Raw genomic sequence first — 20,779 nt, 5'->3', positions numbered from 1 at the left:
GCCCCGGGGCCGGTCCGCAGTCGTCTTCATGAGGGGTGCGCGCGCCGCGCCGGCCGTGCGCCGTGCGCGCGGGACCGCTCCGTCAGCTCACGCCGACAGGTGGTCGAACTCGCCCGCCTTGATGCCCAGCAGCATCGCCTCGATCTCGGCCGGCGTGTAGACGAGGGCCGGCCCCTCGGGGAAGCGGGAATTACGCACGGCCACCTGGCCGCCGGGCAGCTTCGCGAACTCCACGCAGGTGCCCTGGGAGTTGCTGAAACCGCTCTTCTGCCAGGCAGCGTCAGTGAGTTCCGCCGCCGCGATGCCGTTGTACGCCTGATGCACAGAAATCTCCCCGGAGTTACAAACTACGGCTGTCAACTGAGCTGGAGCATAGCGGTGTTCACGTGCCTCCGCACGTGCGAATGCACGTGCACGGGCTGTATTCCCGTGATTACAAACGCTAAGGAACCCCTCTGAAGCGCTGAGTGAACAGAATGTTCGATTGTCGGGACGCTGGTGACGGCACGGACGGTGACACCTCCAACGCGGCGCGGAGCGGTACGGAGCGGTACGGAGCAGTGCGTGAGCAAAGCAGCGCACAGCGCGTTCCCGATCATTCTGGCGGCTCTGACCAGCCCATACCCGCCGGCGGGCGGCTTTTGCGGCGCCCCGCCGCGGTGACTGCTTCTCTCGTCGAGAACCAACTTCCGCAGGAGAACAGTATCTTTGCAGTCGATATGCATAATCCCCGTGTAATCCATTGGATTGACCCGCCAGGCCCCTGGCCCGCCCCTTGCCGTACGGGAGTTGCCGCCGCGATCGGAGCGGAATCCCGCCGCGGAAAAAGGAGCGCGGGAAGAGGGGCGGGAACGGCCGCGGGAAAGGCACCGGAAAGAGGGATACGAGGCGGTACGGAAGCCGTTCCCCCGTACGGATTCGACGCGGGCGATACCGCCCGCCGGATCTGTGCGGGAGTCCGCACGGTGACGAAGCCTCCGCCGCCCCGTAAAGACGTTCGGGGTGGTACGGACGGACGCCCGCCGGAGACAGGCGGCGGTACCTCGCGGGCGGCGGCCGGCGGACCCTGCCGGTTTCCTCCCTGGCGGCAGAGGAGCGCCCTGGTAGCTTGACGGGCGTTCGGCGATCCGATGATCCGGCGATCCGGTCGCTCTTCGGCGTTCCGGTGGCCCGCGGTCGACTCTCGGCGACTCTCAGGGGGCATGCGCGTGCGCGGGTTCAGGTTCAGGGGCACCTCGGCCGCCGGTGCGGCCGGGGCAGCCGTCGCACTGCTGCTGCTCGCGGGCTGCGGTGGCGGCGGCAGCAGTGACAGCGGGGCCGGGGGCGCCAAGGCGGACGCAAGGGGCGCGAACGGTACGAGCGCGCCCCCGATCGCGGGCGGCGGCACGAGCACGGGCACGGGTACGAGTACGGGCTCCGGCGCAGGTCCCGGCTCAGGCACAGGCGCACCCGGGTCCACCGGGTCGCCGAGCGTCCGCCCGCCGTCGCCCGCGACAGGGTCGGGCCCCGGCTCCGCGACCGTGGCCCAGGTGTCGGCCGCGCTCGCCGGCACCTGGCAGGGCCAGACGGACGGCAGCGTGGTGACGCTCGCGGTCAAGGGCGTTCAGGCGGTGGTGATCGCCGACGGCCACGTCTGCCAGGGCACGATCCGGGACATGGGCGTGCCCATGCTCGCCATGACGTGCACGGACGGGGACAAGAACCGCGTGATGGGCATCGTGCAGTCCAACGACCGCAAGACGGCGGTGATCGCGTGGGGCGACACCAAGCGGGACACGCTGAAGAGGACGACGGCGCCGGCTTCCCCGGGGGCGCCCTCCGGGACGCCCTCGCCCTCCGCCCGCACATCGCCCCCGCCGAACGCGTCGTCGGCGCCTTAGGGGTACGCCCGATACGGAGACCGGGGGCGGCGCGGGCCGAGGCAGGGACCGGGGCGGGCGCGCACCGTTGTCCACAGGCTGTGGAAAAGGTGACGGGAGGACCATGGGCGAGAACAAGCGGCGCATGCTGGCCGGCGACTGGTACATCGCGGACGACGACGAGCTGGCCGAGGACACCCGGCGGCGCATCGCGCTCTGCGCCGCGTTCAACGACGAGACGGCGAGCGGCCCCGAACGGCGGAAGGTGCTGGAGGAGTTGCTCGGATCAGTGGGCGAGGACGTGGGAATCCGGCCGCCGTTCCACTGCGACTACGGCTCGTACATCTCCATCGGCGCTCGGACGTTCATCAACTTCAACGCCGTCTTCCTGGACGCCGCGCCGATCACCGTCGGAGCCGACTGCCAGTTCGGCCCGAACATCCAGCTCCTGACGCCGAACCACGAACTGGACACCGAGCGCCGCCGGGCCGGCTGGGAGAACGCGGCCCCGATCACGATCGGCGACAACGTCTGGCTCGGCGGCGGTGTGATCGTCTGCCCGGGCGTCACCATCGGCGAGAACACGGTGGTCGGCGCGGGTTCCGTGGTCACCAGGGATCTCCCGGCGGGGGTGCTTGCGCTGGGGAGTCCGGCGCGGGTCGTACGGGAGCTGTGAGGGCGCCGTCCCGGGCCGCGGGAACCGGGCGCGGTGCCGGGGCCGGGGGCTGAGGCCCGAACTCGCACCAGACGATCTTGCCGCGGCGTCCCCGCCCGTGGTCGCCCCAGTCGGCGGCGAGCCCGGTGACGAGCAGCAGCCCGCGTCCCTCGACCGCCTCCGCGTCCACCGACTCGATCCCCGTCGGCCAGCGCGGAGGCGTACGGGAGGGGTCGCCGACCTCGACGCGCAGCCGGCCCGCCGCCTCCAGCAGGGCGAGGCAGACGGAGCCGCGGGTGCAGCCGCACGGGCAGACCCCGTGGCGTACCGCGTTGGTGACCAGCTCGCTGACCGCGAGTTCGACCGTCGCTGCGAGGTCGCCGTCCACGCCCCTCTCGGCCAGGGTCTCGCGCGCGTGTCTTCGCGCCCGGAAGACCGCTTCCGGCTTGTGCGGCAGGGGAAGCCGGGTCAACGGCAGCCAGGGCCGCTCCGAATGGAACACGTCGTGCACAAGTCCACTGTCGGTGAGCATCGTCACTCTCGGACATCGATAGGTCACTTAAAGCAACCTATGGTGCCGAGAGCGACGCCCGCATGCCACCGCCGTACGAGTCCTCTTGCGACGTCTTCTTCAAGGCGCCCTTACGGGGTCCGGAGCGCGCGGGGACCCCGGGAGCGCGGGGACGGGGGACGGGAGGACCGCGAGGGACGACGCGAGGACCGCGAAACCCCGGCGTCCCCCCGGCGCCGCCGCTGCGGAACGCCGCCGCCACGGAGCGCCGTCGCGACGGAACGCCGCTGCTACGGGACGATCACCAGCTTTCCGTGCGCGTGGCCGTCCTCGCTCTCCCGCTGCGCCTCGGTGCCCTCGTCCAGCGAGAACGTGCGGGCCACCCTCAGGCGCAGCTTGCCGTCCGCCGCGAGGGCGAGGTTCTCCGTGAGGTCGGCCCGCTGCTGCTCCGGCGGGGTGCCGCCCGAGGAGAAGATGACGCCCAGCTTCTGCGCGTCCATGTCGGCGATGGTGACGATCCGGTCCGTGGTGCCGCCGCGCAGCTCGATCGCGTCGGGCAGATCGCCCTTGCCCGCCGTGTCGAACACCGCGTCCACGCCCTGGGGCGCCGCCGCGCGGACGCGCTCGACCTGGCCGTCCCCGTAGGCCACGGGGGTGGCGCCGAGTTCGCGCACGTAGTCGTGGTTCGCGGGCGAGGCGGTGCCGACGACCGTCGCGCCGAGCGCCACCGCGAGCTGCACCGCGATGGAGCCGACCGCGCCGGCCGCGCCGTTGACCAGCAGCGTCTCGCCGCTCTTGACGTCGAGCAGCCGCAGGACGCGGCGCGCGGTCTCGCCCGCGACCGGGACCGCGACGGCCTCGCTCCACGGCACGCCCGCAGGCTTCTTGGCCGCGGTGGTCATCACGGCGTGCTCCGCGTACGCGCCGCGGCCCCAGCCGACGACCTCGTCGCCCACCGCGAAGTCACCGACGCCCTCGCCGACCTCGTCCACCACGCCCGCGACCTCGAGACCGGGGACGGCGGGCAACGCGGTGTGCATCATCTGCTCCATCCATCCGTGGCGGATCTTCCAGTCCATCGGATTGACGCCGGCGGCCTTGACCGCGATCCGGATCTCGCCCGGGCCCGGACGGGGCTCCTCGACCTCGCCCACGTGCAGCACCTCGGGACCGCCGAACTCTTCGTACACAGTCGCCTTCATCGTGACCTCCGCGTATCGCGTCGTTCCATAAGGGTTGCCGTCACTACCTTGCCGCCATCGCGAGCGGTCGGCCCCTCGGGGCGCGGCCCTCACTTGAACTGTCAAGCGTCCTTGCCTCGGCCTTGTTCCCGGGCACTGTCAGACCCCCCTGCGACACTCGACCCCATGACCGAACCCTCCACGCGCTGGGCGCTGGCGCCGCTGGACGACGGCGGCGCGCTGCTCGCGCCGCTCGCGGGCGACGGCTCGCCGGCCGGGCCCGCCGTGCGGGAGCCGGACCTCGTCGCGGCGGTGCGGGCGCGGCCCGGCGTCGCGCGGTGGGTGTGGCGGTCGACGCCCGAGGTCTACCCCCGGCTGCACGCCGCGGGCGTACGGGTGGAGCGGGCCTACGACATCGAGGCGGCCGAGCAGTTGCTCCTCGGCCACGAGGGGCGGCTCGGCGAGCCCAGGTCCGCGGCGGCGGCCTGGGCGCGGCTGCGGCGCTCGCCGGTGCCGCGGGACCCGCCCGCGCGCTCGGCGGAGCCCGGCTCGCAGTCGTCGCTGTTCGAGCCGAGGGCGGGCTCCGAGGTGTCGTTCGAGGGCCTTCTCGCGGTCTACGAGGAGCAGCAGCGCAGGCACGGCCGCGCGGAACACCCGGGCCGGATGCGGCTGCTGACGGCAGCCGAATCCGCGGGCATGCTCGTCGCCGCGGAGATGCACGCGGCGGGGCTGCCGTGGCGGGCCGACATCCACCGCGAGGTGCTGGGCGAGCTGCTCGGCGAGCGGTATGCGGGCGGCGGGGAGCCGCGCCGGCTCGCCGAGCTCGCGGACGAGGTGTCGGCGGCGTTCGGCCACCGGGTGCGGCCCGACCTGCCGGCCGAGGTGGTGAAGGCGTTCGCGGCGGCGGGCGTGCGGGTCCGCTCCACCCGGCGGTGGGAGCTGGAGCGGGTCGAGCACCCGGCGGTGGAGCCGCTCCTCGCGTACAAGAAGCTGTACCGGATCTGGACGGCCAACGGCTGGTCCTGGCTCCAGGACTGGGTGCGCGACGGCCGGTTCCGCCCCGAGTACCAGCCGGGCGGTACGGTCACCGGGCGCTGGACGACCAACGGCGGCGGCGCGCTCCAGATCCCGCGCGTGCTGCGCGGCGCCGTCGTCGCGGACGACGGCTGGCGGCTGGTCGTCGCGGACGCGGCGCAGATGGAGCCGCGGGTGCTCGCCGCGATCTCCCGCGACCCCGGGCTGATGGAGGTGGCGGCGCACCAGGGCGACCTGTACACGGCGCTGTCGGACCGCGGGTTCTCCGGCGACCGCGCCCAGGCGAAGCTCGCGCTGCTCGGCGCGGTCTACGGGCAGACGTCGGGCGACGGCCTGAAGAACCTCGCGGCGCTGCGCCGCCGCTTCCCGCTCGCCGTGGCGTATGTGGACGACGCGGCGCGCGCGGGCGAGGAGGGGCGCCTGGTGCGCACCTGGCTCGGCCGTACGAGCCCGCGCGCGGCCGACGCCCCCGAGGACGACGAGGCGGGCATCCCGCAGGAGGACACGCCCACGGCGGCCGGTTCGCCGTCCACGGCGCGGGCGCGGGGCCGCTTCACCCGGAACTTCGTCGTGCAGGGCAGCGCCGCCGAGTGGGCGCTGGTGATGCTGGCGGCGCTGCGCGGCGCGACGGCGGGGATGCGGGCGGAGCTGGTGTTCTTCCAGCACGACGAGGTGATCGTGCACTGCCCGGCCGAGGAGGCCGAGGAGGTCGCGGAGGCGATACAGGCGGCGGCCGACACGGCGGGCACGACGGCCTTCGGCCCGACTCCGGTGCGCTTCCCGTTCACGACGGCGGTCGTGGAGCGCTACTCCGACGCGAAGTAGCCCCGGGGCCCGTGCCCGGGTGCCCGGCCGTGCCGGGGGCCGCGGCCTCGGCGGGCGCCGGCGAAGTGCGAAGGGGGCGTACCGAAGGCGCGCGTGAAGGCCGCGGTGAACGCGGCGGGAGAGGCATAGCCGAGACGGCCGCCGACCTCGGTGACCGACGCGTCGCGCAGCAGCGGTACGGCCGCGAGCAGGCGGGCGCGGGTGCGCCAGACGGCGGGGCTCTCGCCGGTCTCGGCGCGGAAGCGGCGGGTGAAGGCCCGCTCGCTCATGGACACCCGCGCGGCCCAGGCGGCGTTGGAGACACCGGCGTCGGGGGCGGCCAGGTACGAGCGGCAGAGCTCCGCGAGGCCGGCGGAGGCGGGAATCGCGACGTGGAAGGGGAGCGGGGCGCGCTCGGCGATCTCGTAGAGGAGGAGCTCGGCGATGGTCCCCTCGCGCCCCGACGAGCTGTAGTCGGCCTCGAACTCGCCTGCCGCCAGCAGCAGTTCGCGCAACAGCGGTGGAACGTCCACGACCGTGCAGGTGGCGGGCCACCAGGGGACGGCGGCCGGCTCGATGTACAGGCTGCGGGTGGTGACCTCCAGCATGCGGACCCGGTGCCGGGTGGCGGCGGGGATCAGGACAGCCCGCTCGGGCGGCACGGTCCAGGTGCCCTCGGCGGTGTCGACGACCATCACGCCGGTGGCGCCGTGGAGGAACTGCGCGCGCCGGTGCTCGTGCCAGTCCAGTACGTGTCCCGGCGGGTAGTCGGTGCCGATCGGCAGGACGGCCCGGTCGATGTGGTCGACATCGGCGAGCGGCACGTTCTTCACGGCGCCAGCCTGCCACTCTCCGGGCCGGAACGCGAAGGAACTGTGCCGACCATCGCATGTGGGAAGGCCCCCCGAGTTGGTGGAGTGGGGTCCATGGACGTGGTGATGCTGATCGGGATCGGGCTGGTCACCGGTGTGACGACGGTGCTTTTCGGGTTCGGGGGCGGCTTCGTCGCGGTGCCCGTCGTGGTGTGGGCGGACGCGGCACTCGGCGGGGACGCGATGCGGGTGGCGACCGCCACCTCGGCCGTGGTGATGGTGGTGAACGCGGGGTTCGCGACGGCTGTCACACCGCGCCGGGTACTGCTCGGACTGCGCGGCAGCGGCCCCCTGTCGCTGCTGATGGCGGCCGGGGCGGCGGCGGGGGCGTTCGCCGCCCGCCTCGCCCCGCCCGGACTGGCCCGCTGGCTGTTCGTCGGGTACGTCGACCTCACGATCGCCGACCTGCTCCTGCGCCCGGGCTTCCTGCGCCCCGGGGCCCGGCGCGGACCTGCGGGCGACGTCGGGACCGCGGGGGCCACCGGCGCGCCGCGCCCGCTGCCGCCTGCCCTCGGCGCACCGGTCGGCGCGGTCGCCGCGTTCCTCGGCGTGGGAGGCAGCGTCATGACGGTCCCGGCGATGCGGCGGGCCGGGCACCCGATGCGTACGGCGACCACCCTGGCCAACCCGCTCACCCTCGCCATCGCGGTGCCCGCGGCCGCGGTGTCCCTGGGCGGCGGCGCGGTTGCCCGGGCCGCGGACGCGCACGTCCACCTGGTGGGCCTCGTCGACCTCCCCGCCGCCGCTGCGCTGCTCCTCGGCGCGCTGCCGGTGATCGCGGTGCTGCGCAGGCGCCCGCCCCGCATCCCCGACCGCGCCTACGCCTGGGCCTACATCGGGCTGCTCGCGGCGGTGACGGTGGCGATGGGGACCTCGGGGTGACGTCCCCGGCCCCGCGCAGGATGCCTCAGCCGCGGGCGGGGCCGAAAATGGCGCCTCAGCCGCGGGCGGGAGCGGGACCCGGATCGGCAGCAGGATCGGGGCCGGGACCCGGACCGGCAGCGGGGCCGGGGCCGGGCGTCGCGAGTTCGCCGCGCAGGGCGTCCAGCACCGACTGGTGCGTGATCCAGCCGGTGAGCCTGGTGCGGGTGGCGTCGAGGACGGGCAGGCCCGCCCCCTCGGACGCGACCAGCGCGTGCAGGGCGTCCGTGAGGCCGGTGTTCGCGGTGAGCGGTCCGGGCAGGTGGGTGATCGCGCCCACGCTGAGGGACGCGTCGGAGGGCGTCGCCAGGGTCTCGGCGGCGGACCGCGCCGTGGCCGTACCGAGGTAGGTGTCGTCCCCGGCGAGTACGGGCAGGACGCCGTGCGGGGAACGGGCCAGCGCCGGGGCGGCCTCGGCCAGCGGCATCGCGGCGTCGAGCGGCTCGGGGAGCGGCTCCATGACGGCTCCGACGGTGACCCCGGCGAGCGGGGCACCGGGCGCCGCCTCGCCGATGTCGATGCCCCGCCGCCGCAGCTTGAGGGTATAGACGGTGTCGGTGGACAGGGCCCGGCTGACCCCCGTCGCCACCACGATGGCGGCCATCAGCGGCAGGATGATGGTGTACTCGCCGGTCAGCTCGAACATGATGATGACGGCGGTGATCGGGGCGCGCGCCGCCCCGGCGAAGACCGCGCCCATGCCGATCAGGCCGTACGCGCCGACCGGACCCGCGCTCGCCGGGAAGATCTGCTGCGCGAGGGCGCCGTATCCGGCGCCGAGGACGGCCCCCATGAACAGCGAGGGGGCGAAGACGCCGCCGGAGCCGCCGATGCCGATGGTCAGGCTGGTGGCCGCGACCTTGCCGACGAGCAGGAGCAGCAGGAAACCGATGGCGTACTTGCCGGCGACGGCGCTCTCCAGGACCGGGTAGCCGACCCCGTACATCTGCGGCAGCACGAGCAGGAGCAGCCCCAGCAGCAGGCCGCCGACGGCGGGACGGGCCCACTCGGGGCCGCGCCAGGCCCAGTCGCACGCGTCCTCGACCCAGTACAGGACCCGGGTGAAGCCGACGCCCACGGCGCCCGCGAGCACCCCGAGGAGCAGGAAGAGCGGGTACTCCGAGAGGTGGTGGACCGTGAAGGCCGGCAGGTGCAGGAACGGGGTGTTGCCCAGAGCCGCCCGGCCGATGACGGAGGCCGTGACCGAGGCGAGGACGACCATGCCGAAGGACTCCGCGGTGAAGTCGCGCAGGATGAGTTCCATCGCGAAGAACACCCCGGCGAGCGGCGCGTTGAACGTCGCGGCGATCCCTCCGGCGGCGCCGCAGGCGACCAGGACGCGCATCCGGTCCTCGGCCACGCTCACGAGGCGGCCGAGGCCGGAGCCCAGGGCGGACCCGATCTGGACGATCGGCCCCTCGCGGCCGACGGAGCCGCCTCCCCCGATGCACAGCGCGGACGCCAGGGACTTCACCAGCGCCACCTGCGGCGCGATCTTCCCGCCGCGCCGGGCCACGGCGAGCATCACCTCCGGCACACCGTGGCCGCGCGCCTCCTTGGCGAAGCGCTGGACGAGCGGACCGTAGAGCAGGCCCGCGGCCACGGGTGCCAGCAGGACGAACCACCGGCCGAGCCAGGGCACATGCGGGTTCGCGGCGTGCCCGGCCGCCGCGTAGTCGGCATGCCCGGACAGCAGCAGTGTGAAGGTCTTGATCAGCCACCGGAAGGCGACGGCGCCGAGTCCGGCACCGGCCCCGACGAGCAGGGCGAGCACGAGGAGCCCGCCCTTGGCTTCCCGGAGGGACGCCAGAAGGCGTGGCAGGCCCTCCGGCATGCGAGGAGTGCGGCGAGCGGCGGCGGCTGAGGGGGACGAGGTCGTACGGGCTCCGGGCATCATCTTTGCAGTATGCAATATTAACCATTGCCTTGTGCAATGTTCTCGGTCCCTGAGACCGGGACCGGCGGAGCAGGACGCTTTCCCCCTCCCCTCTGGGACCGGGTAGAAAGGGGGACATGCCTGAGCGAGCGCCGTACGCGAAGCCCCTCGATCCCGAGGACGAGGCGGCGGAGGAAGTGGTCACCGCGGTGCTCACGGCGTCCCGGCTGCTGGTGGCCGTCTCGGCGCGGTCCCTGGCCTCGGTCGAGGAAACCCTGACACTGCCCCAGTTCAGAATGTTGGTGGTGCTCTCGACCAGGGGCCCGATGAACATCTCCAGGCTCGGCGCCCACCTGGACGTCATCCCGTCCACGGCACTGCGCATGGTGGAGCGCCTGGCGTCGGCCGGCATGCTCACCAAGGAACCGAACGCCCTGAGCCGCCGGGAGATCAGGATCAGCCTGACGGCCGACGGGCGCCAGGTCGTCCAGGAGGCCACGGAGCGGCGGCGGTCCGAGATCGCCCGGATCGTCGGCGCCATGCCGCGCCCCCAGCGCGCCGCCCTGGTGCAGGCGTTGCACGCGTTCAACGAAGCCGGGGAGGAACCGCCCGCCGACGAGCCGGGCACGGCCGACGTCGACTGGTGACGCCCCGGGCATTCGCGCGTCCGCCCGTCAGCGTGTTCGCGTATCCGCCCGTCAGCGCGTCAGCGCGTTCGCGCGTCAGCGCCTCCGCCGATGACGCCTCGCGCCACGACGGCTCCCGGGACGGCGAACGGCCACCGCCGGCCTCGGTCGTCGTGCACCGGGACGGGGGGGGCCCGCGTCCGTTCCCCGGCCGGCTCGGGCCTGCGCGGGGGTTCTGCCGTGTCGCGTGGAGCGCGGGCTACAGCGCCGGGCTCGGGGCGACGCCCGCGCCGTCGACCAGGACCACGCGGTGGTTGTACTGGATCGTGTAGTACTTGGCCGCACCGGTGACGTGCTTGTCGCCGGTCGCGAAGAAGTCGTCCGCGCTCACCGGCGGCTGCGTCGCCACGTACGCCTGGCCCGCGGGGAACGAGTAGACGGTCAGCGGCTCCTGGGCCGACGGCGAGAGGCCCGAGGGGTACTCGGACGCCTGCGGGTATCCGGAGCCGAAGAGCGTGGCCTTGTCGCCGGTGGGCTTGACGATCGTCACGCCCTGCGCCGGCATGGTGTTGCGGCCGCCCGGGTTGTAGAACCAGACCTTCGCGCCGCTGAACCAGATCGCGGTCCAGTCGCCGCTCTGGCCGGCCACCACGAACTGCTGCCCGTCCTGGACGGTGCTTCCCCAGTCGTTGATCTCGTCCGTGCCCTTGCCGTCGGCACCGGGGTGCACGGCCGGGTCGGTGAAGAGGGGCGCGTCGGCGTCCGGAGCGGTGCGCACCGGCAGGAAGTTGGCCGGCTCGCTGCGGTCGGTGCAGGCGGTGGTCTTGCCGCTGGGGTCGTCGGCCGGGCAGACGCGCACGGTCTGCTTGTTGTCCGCGAACGGCGGTGTGATCGTCACCGCGGAACCCACCTCGGGGTTGCGTCCCGTCCGCGTGCCGACGTGCTCGCCGACCATGTTCATGAAGCTCGACCAGTCCCAGTACGGGCCCGGGTCCCAGTGCATGCCGGCGACGTAACTGTCCTGCGGGCCCGGCACGTTGTCGTGGCCGATGATGTGCTGGCGGTCCAGCGGGATGTCGTACTTGGCGGCCAGGTACTTCACCAGTTCCGCGGTCGCCTGGTACTGCGTCTGCGGGTACCAGCTGGCGCCCTGGGCGGCGAAGCCCTCGTGCTCGATGCCGATCGAGTGCATGTTGAACCAGTAGTTGCCCGCGTGGTACGCGATGTCCTTGTCGGAGGTCATCTGCGTCACGGCGCCGTCCGAGGCGCGCATCACGTAGTGCGCCGAGTCGGCGCTGCCGCTCTTCTGGAACGTGTCGATCGCGGCGTCGTACGACGACTCCGTGTCGTGGATGACGATGTACTTGATGTCGACACCGTCGGTGGGCCGGTTGGCCACCTGGCCGTTGGTCGCGGCGGCGGGCAGGAACGTGCAGTCGACCGTGGTGGGGCACTCGGTCGCCGTCGTGGCCGGGGCGGACTTGAGGTCCAGCTTGGACAGCTGGCTCGTCGACGGACTCACCGACGGTGTGGCCGCGAGCTTCAGGCTCTGCCCGTCCTGCGTCTTACGGCTGACGCCCGACTTCACGGACTTGTAGACACGGTCGGCGAACAGGCCCGCGGACTTCTGGTCGGGCGACTGGCTGTAGCGGGCCACCGCGCCGTACCAGGCCGACGGGTCGGTGGGAGTGGTGCCGCCGGTCAGCTTCTTCTCGTACGAGGCGAGGAGCGCCGCACCGCCACGGATGTTGTCGTGGTCGTCGGTGCGCAGGGCGTTCTCGGACGCGCCCGTGAGCTTGGCGGCGGCGGCCAGGGTGTGCAGCGAGGGGCTCGACGTCAGCGACTTGATGTCACCGCGTCCCGCCGCACCGGCCGCGCCGGAGGACACCATCTTGCTGGTGACGTCCGTGAGGTTCATCGGGCCGTAGCCGCCCGACGTGTTGTACTGCCCGCCGTGCGCGTCCCAGAGCGACTCCTGGTAGGAGACACCGAGAAGGACGTCCAGCGGAACGTGGAACTCCTTCGCCGCGGCGGCGAAGTCGGCCTGTCTGTCCTGCGTCGTGGGGTTGCTCGTCAGGGCGGCCTGTGCGGAGGGCAGGGCGACGAGGCCGCCCGCGACCACCGCGCCTCCTGCCACTATCCCGGCGAGCATTTTGCGGGACTTCTTCTTGTGTGCGGACTTTCGCAAGGAATTTCCCTCGATAAAGCGCTTTTTGGAGCTCTGTCAGGCGGTGGCCGTATGGGGCGGTCCCACCGATTGCGACAACATGAGGAACGTATCAAGCCACGTGCATGCCACTGGCGCCGGAGTGGCTTGCGTGTCGTACACGCGGTACAGGTGTGCCCGTGTGTACACACCGGAAGTGCCGTTCGTACATGCTTCTTTGCGCAGGCACGGGACACTGGTGCAGGACCGGTACATGCCAGGGACGGGACTGGTACGTGCCGGGGACGGGACAGGACCGGTACGTGCCGGGGACGGGCCGGGACACGGGAGGTACGGGCGCCGGAGCGCCGTATCACTGGGGCGCCGGCCGAACCCGCGGTGTCCGGAACCCGGTTCACTCCGGGCCCGGCGCCTCCCTGCGGTGCTGGCGCTCCAGGCTCGCGGTCAGGTGGTCGCGCATGGCCTCCGCCGCACGCTCGGGGTTGCGGCGCAGGATCGCCCGCAGGACGCGGTCGTGTTCCGCGAGTGTCAGGGGGCCCGCGCCCGCGATGCTGCCAAGACGGAAGATGTGCAGGTGGGAGTGGAGCCGGCCGACGGCGTCCGCGAGCAGCGAGCGTCCCGTCGCCCGCGCGATGGTGTCGTGGAAGCGCTGGTCGAGCGCGGCGAAGTCGCGGTAGACGGCGTACCGGTCACCGGTGCCCGGGTGTTCGCGCATCTCCTCGACGAGGTCCTCGATCGCGTCGAGTTCCGGGTCGTCCGCGTTCTCGGCGGCGAGCGCCGCGGCGCGGGGCTCCAACAGGAGCCGCATCTCGAAGAGTTCGTCCAGGCCCTGGCGGGTGAGGAGCTCGGTGGCCCGGTAGCCGGCCAGCGACCGCTTGGTGACGAGGCCGTCCGACTCCAGTCGCGCGAGGGCCTCGCGGACCGGCGTCGGGGACACGTCGAGGGCGCGGGCCAGCGCCTCGATGCCGACGCGGGCGCCGGGCTCGATCTCGTGGTCCATGACCTTGGCCTTCACGGCCTCGTACACACTGTCGGCCAGCACCTGCCGGCGCTGCCCCCGGCCGGCGTCGTGCGCCTGGGCCGCGTCGCCGGCCGGGCCGGTGCCGTGCGTCCGGTTCGCGCCGTGCGTCTGGTTCGCGCCGTGTCCCCGCGCGCGGGCGGGGCCCTCGTCGTCGCCCATCGGCCCGGCCTCCTCCGCCACTCGTACCGCCCTGCCACTGCCTGGTCCCACCGTGGCGGACAGCCACACTCCGGCACCCGGATCGACAGATTCTATAGGATCTGCCGATCCGGGTAGGGCCTCTCGGGGCCGTGGCCCGCCTTGGAGCCGCGCCGGGGACCGTGACCCGTCAGGACCGTGACCCGTCAGGGGCGGGGCAGGACGGCGCCCTCCGGCAGCAGGCCCTCCGCGTGCAGGTCGTCCCAGAGCTCCCCGGGCACCTCGGTGGTGACGGAGGTGACGTTCTGCCGTACCTCCTCGGCGTTCCGCATCCCCGCCAGCACCGTACGCACCGCGGGATGGGCCCGCACGAACGCCAGCGCGGCCACCGGTAGCGGCACACCGTGCCGGGCGCAGACGGCGGCGATGGCGCGGGCACGCGCGACGAGCGGCGCGGGCGCTGCGGCGTAGTCGAAGGTCGGGTTCTCGTCCGGCGTGGCGAGCAGCCCGCTGTTGAACACCCCCGCGCCCACGACGTCCACCCCGCGCTCGGCGCACAGCGGCAGCAGAGCCGTGGCCGCCGACCCGTCGAGCAGGGTGTAGCGCCCGGCCACGATCAGGCAGTCGATGTCGGTCTCGCGGACGAACCGGGTGGGCACCGCGACCTGGTTCATGCCCACGCCCACGGACCCGAGGACGCCCTCGTCGCGCAGGGCCACGAGCGCCGGGCAGGCCTCGGCGACCGCCTGGTCCGCATGTTCGTCGGGGTCGTGGATGAACGCGATGTCGATCCGGTCGAGGCCGAGCCGCGCGAGGCTCTCGTCGAGGGAGCGGCGGACGCCGTCCGCGCTGTAGTCGCGCAGGCGTACCCGGTTCGGCGTGCCGTGGAACCCGTCCACGCCCTGCACGTCCTCGGGCGCTCCCGTGCCGGGCACCAGCAGTCTGCCGACCTTCGTCGACAGGACGTACGCGTCGCGCGGCTTGTCCGCGAGGAAGCGGCCGACCCGCTCCTCCGACAGGCCGACGCCGTAGTGCGGCGCGGTGTCGAAGTAGCGGACGCCCGCGTCCCAGGCGGCCTGGAGCGCGGCGTGCGCCTCCTCGTCGGACATCGGCGCGAACAGGCCGCCGAGGGTCGCCGCGCCGAAGCCGAGCGCGGTGACGGGCAGCCGGGAGCGGCCGAAGGGCTCGGCGGGCAGCGCCGCACCGGCGTCCTGCGGTACGGGCGTCACTCCGCGCCGTCCCGGGGCCCGGCGGCATCCGACGCCCCGGCCGGCCCGGCGGGCTCGGCGGGCTTCGACGACGCCAACGGCTCCGATGGCTGCGACGGCTCGGCCGGCTCGGCGGGCCGCAGCCTGAGGCCCTGCATGCCCCCGTCGACCGCCAGGTCGGTGCCGGTGGTGGCACCCGCGTAGGGCCCGGCCAGGTAGCAGACCGCCGCGGCGACCTCCTCGGCGGAGACCAGGCGCCCGGTGGGCTGGCGCGCGCTCAGCGCGGCGCGCTCGGCCGCGGGGTCGGGCGCGGAGCCGAGGAGCCGGCCGACCCAGGGGGTGTCGACGGTGCCGGGTGTCACGCAGTTGACCCGTACGCCCTCACGGATGTGGTCGGCGGCCATGGCCCTGGTCAGGGCGAGCACGGCGCCCTTGCTCGCGGAGTACAGCGCACGCTGCGGGAGGCCCGCGGTGGCGGCGATGGAGCAGGTGTTGACGATCGCGCTGGTCGCCGGCAGGCCGGCGGTCCTGGCCGCGACACCCTCGCGCAGCAGGGGCAGCGCCGCGGCGGCGACCCGGGCCATGCCGACGACGTTCACGTCGAGGACGCGCGTCCACTCCTCGTCGTCGTTGTCCTCGACAGTGCCCTGGGCGCCGATGCCCGCGTTGTTGACCAGGACGTCGAGGCGGCCGAAGAGTTCACCGACGGCCGTGAGGGCGGCGCCCACCGAGGCCCGGTCGGAGACATCACAGGTGAACCCGCGCAACCCGGCCGGAACCGCCCCGGCGTTCAGGTCCAGGACGCACACCTCCGCGCCGCGCGCCGCGAGTTCGAGCGCCGTGGCGAGGCCGATGCCGGAGGCCCCGCCGGTGACGGCGGCCACGAGGCCGTTGAACTCGCCGCCGCGGGGGAGGTCGGAAGTCTGAGTCATGCTGCTGTTCGCCGTCCTTCTCGGTGTCGCGCTCGGCGCGGTGTCCCGGTGTGCCGGTGTCCCGGTGTGCCCGTGTGCCGGTGTGCTGTCGGTGCGGTGTGGTGCGGTGCGGGTGCGATGCAAGTGCGGTGCGGTTCCCGTACGTGCACAACCCGCCCGCCCGCATGCCGTACGTACGGCGTGCCCCGTGCCCGCGGTGTGGCTCACTCCATGAGGAAGACCTGCTCGGTCGCGGCCCACCACTCGCCCGGCGCGGCCTCCGGCACCGCCTCCTGGCAGGGGTCCGTGAGCTTCCACCACTCCCGGGTCGCCTCGTCGGCGGCCACCGCCGCGAGGTCGGCGTCCAGGTCGTCGCCGTGGTACTCGAAGTAGCCGAAGAGCCGGTCGCCGAGGAGATGGATCGAGTAGTTGGCGATGTGGCTGGCGCGCAGCCTGGCCAGGACCGGTTCGGGAACGGCGCGGTGGAGCTCGCGGTACTCGTCCCGCCGCTCCGGCCTCACCTTGATCACCTGGGCGATGCGCTGCACGACTCGCTCCGCTCTGCTCCGGGTCCAGCTGACGGATGGCTCAGCTGTCCGATGTATTCCGTACAGAACCTATAGGAACAACGCCCGGAGGTGAACCCTTCGTCGCTTCCCCCTTCATCGGGTTCACCGCGTTCACCGGGCAACCCTCTCCCCCGGCCTCCCTCACTCCCTCCCCCAGCACCGCTCGCACCCTGCCACGGAACCGGCGCCGCTTCCGTGGCCGGGCGCCGGAAAGTGCCGGCGAACCCCTTGACGCGCGGCTCGCACTCCTGCGTAACCTCCAGGCGTCCCCAGATTTCCTATAGGAAATTTCAGACTGTCCTTGGAGGCGTCATGGCAGACCCCACCTCGCCGGCACCCCCGCTCCCGCTGTTCGTCAAGGCGGTCGCCGTGCTCGGCGGCATGGCGGGCCTGCTGTACGGGTACGACTCCGGCGCGATCGCCACGGCGCTCCCCTTCGCGACGAAGGCCTTCGGCCTGTCGTCCACGGAACAGGGGCTTGTCACCAGCCTGATCCTGCTGGGCGCCCTGCCCGCGATCGTGGCCGGCTCCCTCGCCGCGAAGCGCTTCGACCGGCGCCACCTGCTGCTGGTGGCCGGCGTCATCTTCGTCGTCGGCTCGATCGGCTGCGCCGTGTCGGGCAGCGTGGCCGTCCTGCTGACCTTCCGCTTCGTCCTCGGCCTCGGGGTCGGCCTGGCCAACATGTTCGGCCTGATCTACCTGACCGAACTGGCGCCCAAGCGGACCCGCGGCCTGATCAGCGCGCTGTACCAGCTCAGCGTGAACGTCGGCATCCTCGTCGCGTACGGCGTCGGCGACGCCCTGCGCGGCTCCGGCGCCTGGCAGTGGATGCTCGGCCTGGGCGCGATCCCCGCGCTGCTGTTCTTCACCGGCATGTGCTTCAGCCCGAACAGCCCGCGCTGGCTCATCCTGCGCGGCCGGGACCGGGAGGCCCACGACGTCCTCGTACGACTGCGGCCCACCGGGGCCGAGGCGGACGACGAGTCCCGCGAGATCCGCGGCAGCCTCGGCCGGCAGGGCGCCGGAATGCGGGAGTTGTTCCACCGCTACCGGCCCGCGCTCAGCATCGGGCTGATCCTGACGTTCTTCCAGGTCTTCACCGGTATCAACGGTGTCGTCTACTACGCGCCGACGGTGTTCGCCTCCGCGACCGGCGGTGCCACCGACACCGGCATCATCGCCAACTACAGCGTGGGCGGCGCGCTCGTCGTCTCCACGGCGCTGTCGCTGCCGCTGATCGACCGCATGGGCCGGCGGAAGCTGCTGTCCCTGAGCCTCGGCGGCCAGGTCGTGCCACTGATCCTGCTGGCGCTGTTCCCGCACACGACGGTGCTCGACATCGTCTGCGTCTTCGTCTTCACCTTCGCGTTCGGCTTCGGACTCGGCCCGGTGTTCTGGCTGTACATACCGGAGATCCTGCCGCTGCGGGCCCGCGCACTCGGCATGGGCGTGGTGACGTTCACGCAGTACCTCTTCAACTTCCTCTTCTCGCTGACCTTCCCTGACATCCTCGGCGCGATCCACTTCTGGATCTTCGGGATCTACGGGGTCCTGTCGGCGGCGGGGCTGGTCTTCGTCCTTCGGTGGGTGCCGGAGACCGCGGGCCGCTCGCTGGAGGACATCGAGGAGGACTGGCGGCGCGGTGACAACCGGCCGACGGCCGCGACGACGGCGGCCTAGACGGCCGACGCACAACACCCCGTGCACCCCGCGCACCCCGCGCATGGGGCGGAAGCACGCGGAACGCACACCCCGCGCATGACGCGGTAACCCCCAGAGGCACACGGCAGAACGCGAACGCGACACCGAGAGCGAGAAGGCAGGCCATGCCGAGTACGACGATCAAGAGGATCGAGACCAGGCTCGTCAACATCGAACCGGAGACGCTGCGCACGGACGCGACGCAGACGTTCGTACGCCAGGAGACGATCCTCGTCACGGTCGAGACGGCGGACGGACTGCGCGGCACCGGTTACTCGTACACGATCGGCACCGGCGGTTCGTCCGTATTCGCCCTGCTGCGCGACCACGTGGCGGCCGGTCTCGTCGGCCGGGACGCCCGCGACATCGAGGGTCTCTGGGCGCGGATGCTCGCCGCCACCCGTGCCACCGCCTTCGGCCCGCTGACGTCGCTGGCTCTCGCCGCCGTCGACACCGCGCTGTGGGACCTGCGGTGCCTACGGGCGGGCGAGCCGCTGTGGCGGCTCGCGGGCGGCGCACACGAGCGGCTGCCGGTGTACGACACCGAGGGCGGCTGGCTGCACCTGCCGGTCGACGCGCTGGTGGAGAACGTCCGCGCGGCGAGGGACCGGGGGCTGCGCGGCGCGAAGCTGAAGGTCGGCAGGCCCACGGCCGTCGAGGACGCGGAGCGCCTCGCCGCGGTGCGCGCCGCGGTCGGGCCCTCGTTCGAGCTGATGGTCGACGCCAACCAGTCCCTGACCGGCGCGGAGGCGATCCGCCGGGCCCGTGCGTACGAGCCGTGCGACATCGCCTGGTTCGAGGAGCCGATGCCCGCGGAGGACGTGGCGGGGCACGAACGCCTCGCCCGCTCCACGTCGGTACCGGTCGCGGTCGGCGAATCCATCTACAGCGTCGGGCACTTCGCGGAGTTCCTGCGCGCCGGTGCCGCGGGCATCGTCCAGGTCGACGTGGCCCGCGTCGGCGGCATCACGCCCTGGCTGAAGGTGGCGCACGCGGCGGAGGCGTTCAACGTGCGGGTCGCGCCGCACTTCCTGATGGAGCTGCACGCGAGCCTCGCCTGCGCCGTGCCGGCCGGGATGTATGTGGAGTACATCCCGCAGCTCGGCGCGATCACCACGAGCGAGCTGGTGATCGAGGACGGCGCGGTGGTTCCGCCCGAGGCGCCCGGCCTCGGCATCGCCTGGGACGAGGACGCGATAGCGGACCTGCGGGTGGCCTGACGCGACAGGCGTGACCCGACGGGCGTGACGCGACAGGCGTTACCCGACGGGCCTGACGCGACGGGCGCTCGGCCCGGCGGCCTCAGGACCGCGGCCGGCTCGGCAGGGTGAGGATTTCGGCTCCGTCGTCGGTGATCGCGATCGTGTGCTCGCTGTGCGCCGTGCGGCAGCCCGTCGCGCTGCGGAGCGTCCACCCGTCGGCGTCGAAGACGAGTTGGGCGGTGTCCGCCATGACCCACGGCTCCAGCGCGAGCAGCAGCCCGGGGCGCAGCTGGTATCCGCGGCCCGGCCGTCCGGTGTTCGGAACGTGCGGGTCCTGGTGCATCGTCGATCCGATGCCATGGCCGCCGAACTCGGTGTTGATCGCGTATCCCGCCTCGCCGAGGACCGTGCTGATGGCGTGGGAGAGGTCGCCGATGCGGGCCCCGGGCCCGGCGGCGGCGATCCCCGCGGCCAGCGCGCGCTCCGTCGCGCCGATCAGCGCCACGCTCTCCTCGGGCCTCGCGTCGCCCACGATGAAGCTGATGGCGGCGTCCGCGGCGACGCCGCCCTTGGAGACGGCGAGGTCGAGTGTCAGCAGGTCGCCGTCGGCAAGCGCGTAGTCGTGGGGCAGCCCGTGCAGCACGGCGTCGTTGACGGCCGTGCAGATGTAGTGGCCGAACGGGCCGCGTCCGAAGGAGGGCGCGTAGTCGACGTAGCAGGAGAGCGCGCCCGCCTCGGCGATCATGTCCTTGGTCCACCGGTCGATGTCCAGCAGATTCGTGCCGATCACACTGCGGCTCCTCAGCGTCCACAGGATGTCGGCGACCAGGGCGCCCGTGTCCTTCGCCTGAGCCAGGCGGGTGGGGTTCAGGATCTCGATCATGCGGTGTCCTTCTCACGCGGCCGACAACGGGTGCGGCCAGCAACGGGGACCAATAACTATACCGGCCTTACTATACCGGTACTAGAATCGGGGTCATGGTCAGGTTGCCGCTCACTCCCGAAGAGGTCGAACGCGGACAGCGCCTCGGCGCTCTCCTGCGCCGGGCCAGGGCAGAGCGCTCGATGCTCAGCGTCGCGCTCGACGCCGGTGTCTCACCGGAAACCCTGAGGAAGATCGAATCGGGCCGCGTGGCCACCCCCGCGTTCTCGACCATCGCGGCGATCGCCGATGTCCTCGGACTGTCCCTCGACGCGGTGTGGGCCGAGATCAGCGAGCCCGAACGCGGCCTCGGAGCGGCCCGCGCCGCGCACGCCGTACGCGGACGGCCGGCCGCCGCCCCCCCCCCCGCCGCCGCGCCGGCACCGGAGCGCGCGGCGCGCGCTTTCAGGCGCTCGCGCGCTCCGGTGCCGGCGCGGCGGCCGGGGAGGTCGCGGCGGCCGGGCGGGCGCGGGCGGCGGGGGGGGGGGGGGGCGGGGCCCGGGGGGGCGGGGGGGGGGTGGGGGAAAGACGGGACGAAGACCCCCCCCGGCCCCCCCGGGGCGGGGGGGGGGGGGGGCCCCCGCGCCTGGAAGCCGGGGG

The 20,779-nt window shown here is 73.1% G+C and carries 18 protein-coding genes and 1 pseudogene; 8 read left to right on the top strand and 11 right to left on the bottom strand.

Annotated elements, in window-relative coordinates; genetic code table 11:
* Nucleotides 1-87: 87 nt before the first annotated feature.
* On the bottom strand, nt 88-324 hold the full coding sequence (locus LCE31_RS07890) for a DUF397 domain-containing protein (RefSeq protein ID WP_225013285.1): 237 nt from the start codon (nt 322-324) through the stop codon (nt 88-90).
* A gap of 878 nt (nt 325-1,202) precedes the next feature.
* Here LCE31_RS07890 and LCE31_RS07885 point away from each other — a divergent pair.
* Both LCE31_RS07885 and LCE31_RS07880 read left to right on the top strand, forming a co-directional pair.
* Nucleotides 1,203-1,880 carry a hypothetical protein gene (locus LCE31_RS07885; protein WP_225013284.1) on the top strand — a complete coding sequence of 226 codons (678 nt, stop codon included), beginning with the start codon at nt 1,203-1,205 and terminating at the stop codon, nt 1,878-1,880.
* 103 nt (nt 1,881-1,983) lie between these two features.
* Nucleotides 1,984-2,535, top strand: coding sequence for a sugar O-acetyltransferase (locus LCE31_RS07880; RefSeq protein ID WP_225013283.1), 552 nt, complete (start codon nt 1,984-1,986; stop codon nt 2,533-2,535).
* On the opposite strand, the gene LCE31_RS07875 is transcribed toward LCE31_RS07880, so the two are convergent.
* Nucleotides 2,468-3,046, bottom strand: a complete 579-nt coding sequence (locus LCE31_RS07875; RefSeq protein WP_225013282.1) for an ATP-binding protein — start codon at nt 3,044-3,046, stop codon at nt 2,468-2,470. The genes LCE31_RS07880 and LCE31_RS07875 overlap by 68 nt on opposite strands.
* Nucleotides 3,047-3,315: 269 nt before the next feature.
* Nucleotides 3,316-4,227 (bottom strand): NADP-dependent oxidoreductase, encoded by a 912-nt coding sequence (locus LCE31_RS07870; RefSeq protein ID WP_225013281.1) that lies wholly within the window; start codon nt 4,225-4,227, stop codon nt 3,316-3,318.
* A gap of 165 nt (nt 4,228-4,392) precedes the next feature.
* On the opposite strand from LCE31_RS07870, the gene LCE31_RS07865 reads away from it, so the two are divergent.
* A complete protein-coding gene (locus LCE31_RS07865) occupies nt 4,393-6,066 on the top strand; it encodes a bifunctional 3'-5' exonuclease/DNA polymerase (RefSeq protein ID WP_225013280.1) in 1,674 nt (557 codons plus the stop codon).
* On the opposite strand, the gene LCE31_RS07860 is transcribed toward LCE31_RS07865, so the two are convergent.
* Nucleotides 6,048-6,878 (bottom strand): AraC family transcriptional regulator, encoded by an 831-nt coding sequence (locus LCE31_RS07860; protein WP_225013279.1) that lies wholly within the window; start codon nt 6,876-6,878, stop codon nt 6,048-6,050. The genes LCE31_RS07865 and LCE31_RS07860 overlap by 19 nt on opposite strands.
* Nucleotides 6,879-6,971: 93 nt before the next feature.
* Between LCE31_RS07860 and LCE31_RS07855 the strand changes: the two genes are divergently transcribed.
* Nucleotides 6,972-7,799 (top strand): sulfite exporter TauE/SafE family protein, encoded by an 828-nt coding sequence (locus tag LCE31_RS07855; RefSeq protein WP_225013278.1) that lies wholly within the window; start codon nt 6,972-6,974, stop codon nt 7,797-7,799.
* A gap of 55 nt (nt 7,800-7,854) precedes the next feature.
* Here LCE31_RS07855 and LCE31_RS07850 read toward each other — a convergent pair whose 3' ends face one another.
* The gene (locus LCE31_RS07850; protein ID WP_225013277.1) at nt 7,855-9,672 is read right to left on the bottom strand and encodes a chloride channel protein; all 1,818 of its coding nucleotides are present in this window, start codon (nt 9,670-9,672) and stop codon (nt 7,855-7,857) included.
* A gap of 179 nt (nt 9,673-9,851) precedes the next feature.
* Here LCE31_RS07850 and LCE31_RS07845 point away from each other — a divergent pair, with 179 nt between their 5' ends.
* Nucleotides 9,852-10,361, top strand: coding sequence for a MarR family winged helix-turn-helix transcriptional regulator (locus tag LCE31_RS07845; RefSeq protein ID WP_225013276.1), 510 nt, complete (start codon nt 9,852-9,854; stop codon nt 10,359-10,361).
* Between the two features lie 238 nt (nt 10,362-10,599).
* Here the strand turns inward: LCE31_RS07845 and LCE31_RS07840 are convergent, their stop codons facing one another.
* From LCE31_RS07840 to LCE31_RS07820, 5 genes are all read right to left on the bottom strand, one after another.
* Complete coding sequence (locus LCE31_RS07840) at nt 10,600-12,492, bottom strand: peptidoglycan recognition protein family protein (protein WP_225013287.1); 1,893 nt, start codon at nt 12,490-12,492, stop codon at nt 10,600-10,602.
* A gap of 409 nt (nt 12,493-12,901) precedes the next feature.
* Nucleotides 12,902-13,549, bottom strand: a complete 648-nt coding sequence (locus tag LCE31_RS07835) for a GntR family transcriptional regulator (RefSeq protein WP_374118433.1) — start codon at nt 13,547-13,549, stop codon at nt 12,902-12,904.
* Between the two features lie 323 nt (nt 13,550-13,872).
* Nucleotides 13,873-14,862 (bottom strand): aldo/keto reductase, encoded by a 990-nt coding sequence (locus LCE31_RS07830; protein ID WP_263631566.1) that lies wholly within the window; start codon nt 14,860-14,862, stop codon nt 13,873-13,875.
* Between the two features lie 29 nt (nt 14,863-14,891).
* The gene (locus tag LCE31_RS07825; RefSeq protein WP_225013273.1) at nt 14,892-15,806 is read right to left on the bottom strand and encodes an SDR family NAD(P)-dependent oxidoreductase; all 915 of its coding nucleotides are present in this window, start codon (nt 15,804-15,806) and stop codon (nt 14,892-14,894) included.
* A 203-nt stretch (nt 15,807-16,009) separates the two neighbouring features.
* Entirely contained in the window at nt 16,010-16,333 is a 324-nt protein-coding gene (locus tag LCE31_RS07820) for an L-rhamnose mutarotase (RefSeq protein ID WP_225013272.1), read from the bottom strand.
* Nucleotides 16,334-16,666: 333 nt separating this feature from the next.
* Between LCE31_RS07820 and LCE31_RS07815 the strand changes: the two genes are divergently transcribed.
* Together LCE31_RS07815 and LCE31_RS07810 are read left to right on the top strand one after the other, a co-directional pair.
* Nucleotides 16,667-18,034 (top strand): sugar porter family MFS transporter, encoded by a 1,368-nt coding sequence (locus LCE31_RS07815; RefSeq protein WP_225013271.1) that lies wholly within the window; start codon nt 16,667-16,669, stop codon nt 18,032-18,034.
* Nucleotides 18,035-18,180: 146 nt separating this feature from the next.
* Nucleotides 18,181-19,275 (top strand): mandelate racemase/muconate lactonizing enzyme family protein, encoded by a 1,095-nt coding sequence (locus tag LCE31_RS07810; protein WP_225013270.1) that lies wholly within the window; start codon nt 18,181-18,183, stop codon nt 19,273-19,275.
* Nucleotides 19,276-19,357: 82 nt separating this feature from the next.
* Here the strand turns inward: LCE31_RS07810 and map are convergent, their stop codons facing one another.
* Entirely contained in the window at nt 19,358-20,140 is a 783-nt protein-coding gene (gene map, locus LCE31_RS07805; RefSeq protein WP_225013269.1) for a type I methionyl aminopeptidase, read from the bottom strand.
* 95 nt (nt 20,141-20,235) lie between these two features.
* On the opposite strand from map, the pseudogene LCE31_RS07800 reads away from it, so the two are divergent.
* Nucleotides 20,236-20,502 (top strand): annotated as a pseudogene (locus tag LCE31_RS07800) (helix-turn-helix domain-containing protein); the annotation flags it as partial.
* Nucleotides 20,503-20,779 lie beyond the last annotated feature (277 nt).

Source organism: Streptomyces sp. 8L (assembly GCF_020176795.1).
GTDB lineage: Bacteria > Actinomycetota > Actinomycetes > Streptomycetales > Streptomycetaceae > Streptomyces.
This window is presented reverse-complemented; position numbering and strand designations above follow the sequence as displayed.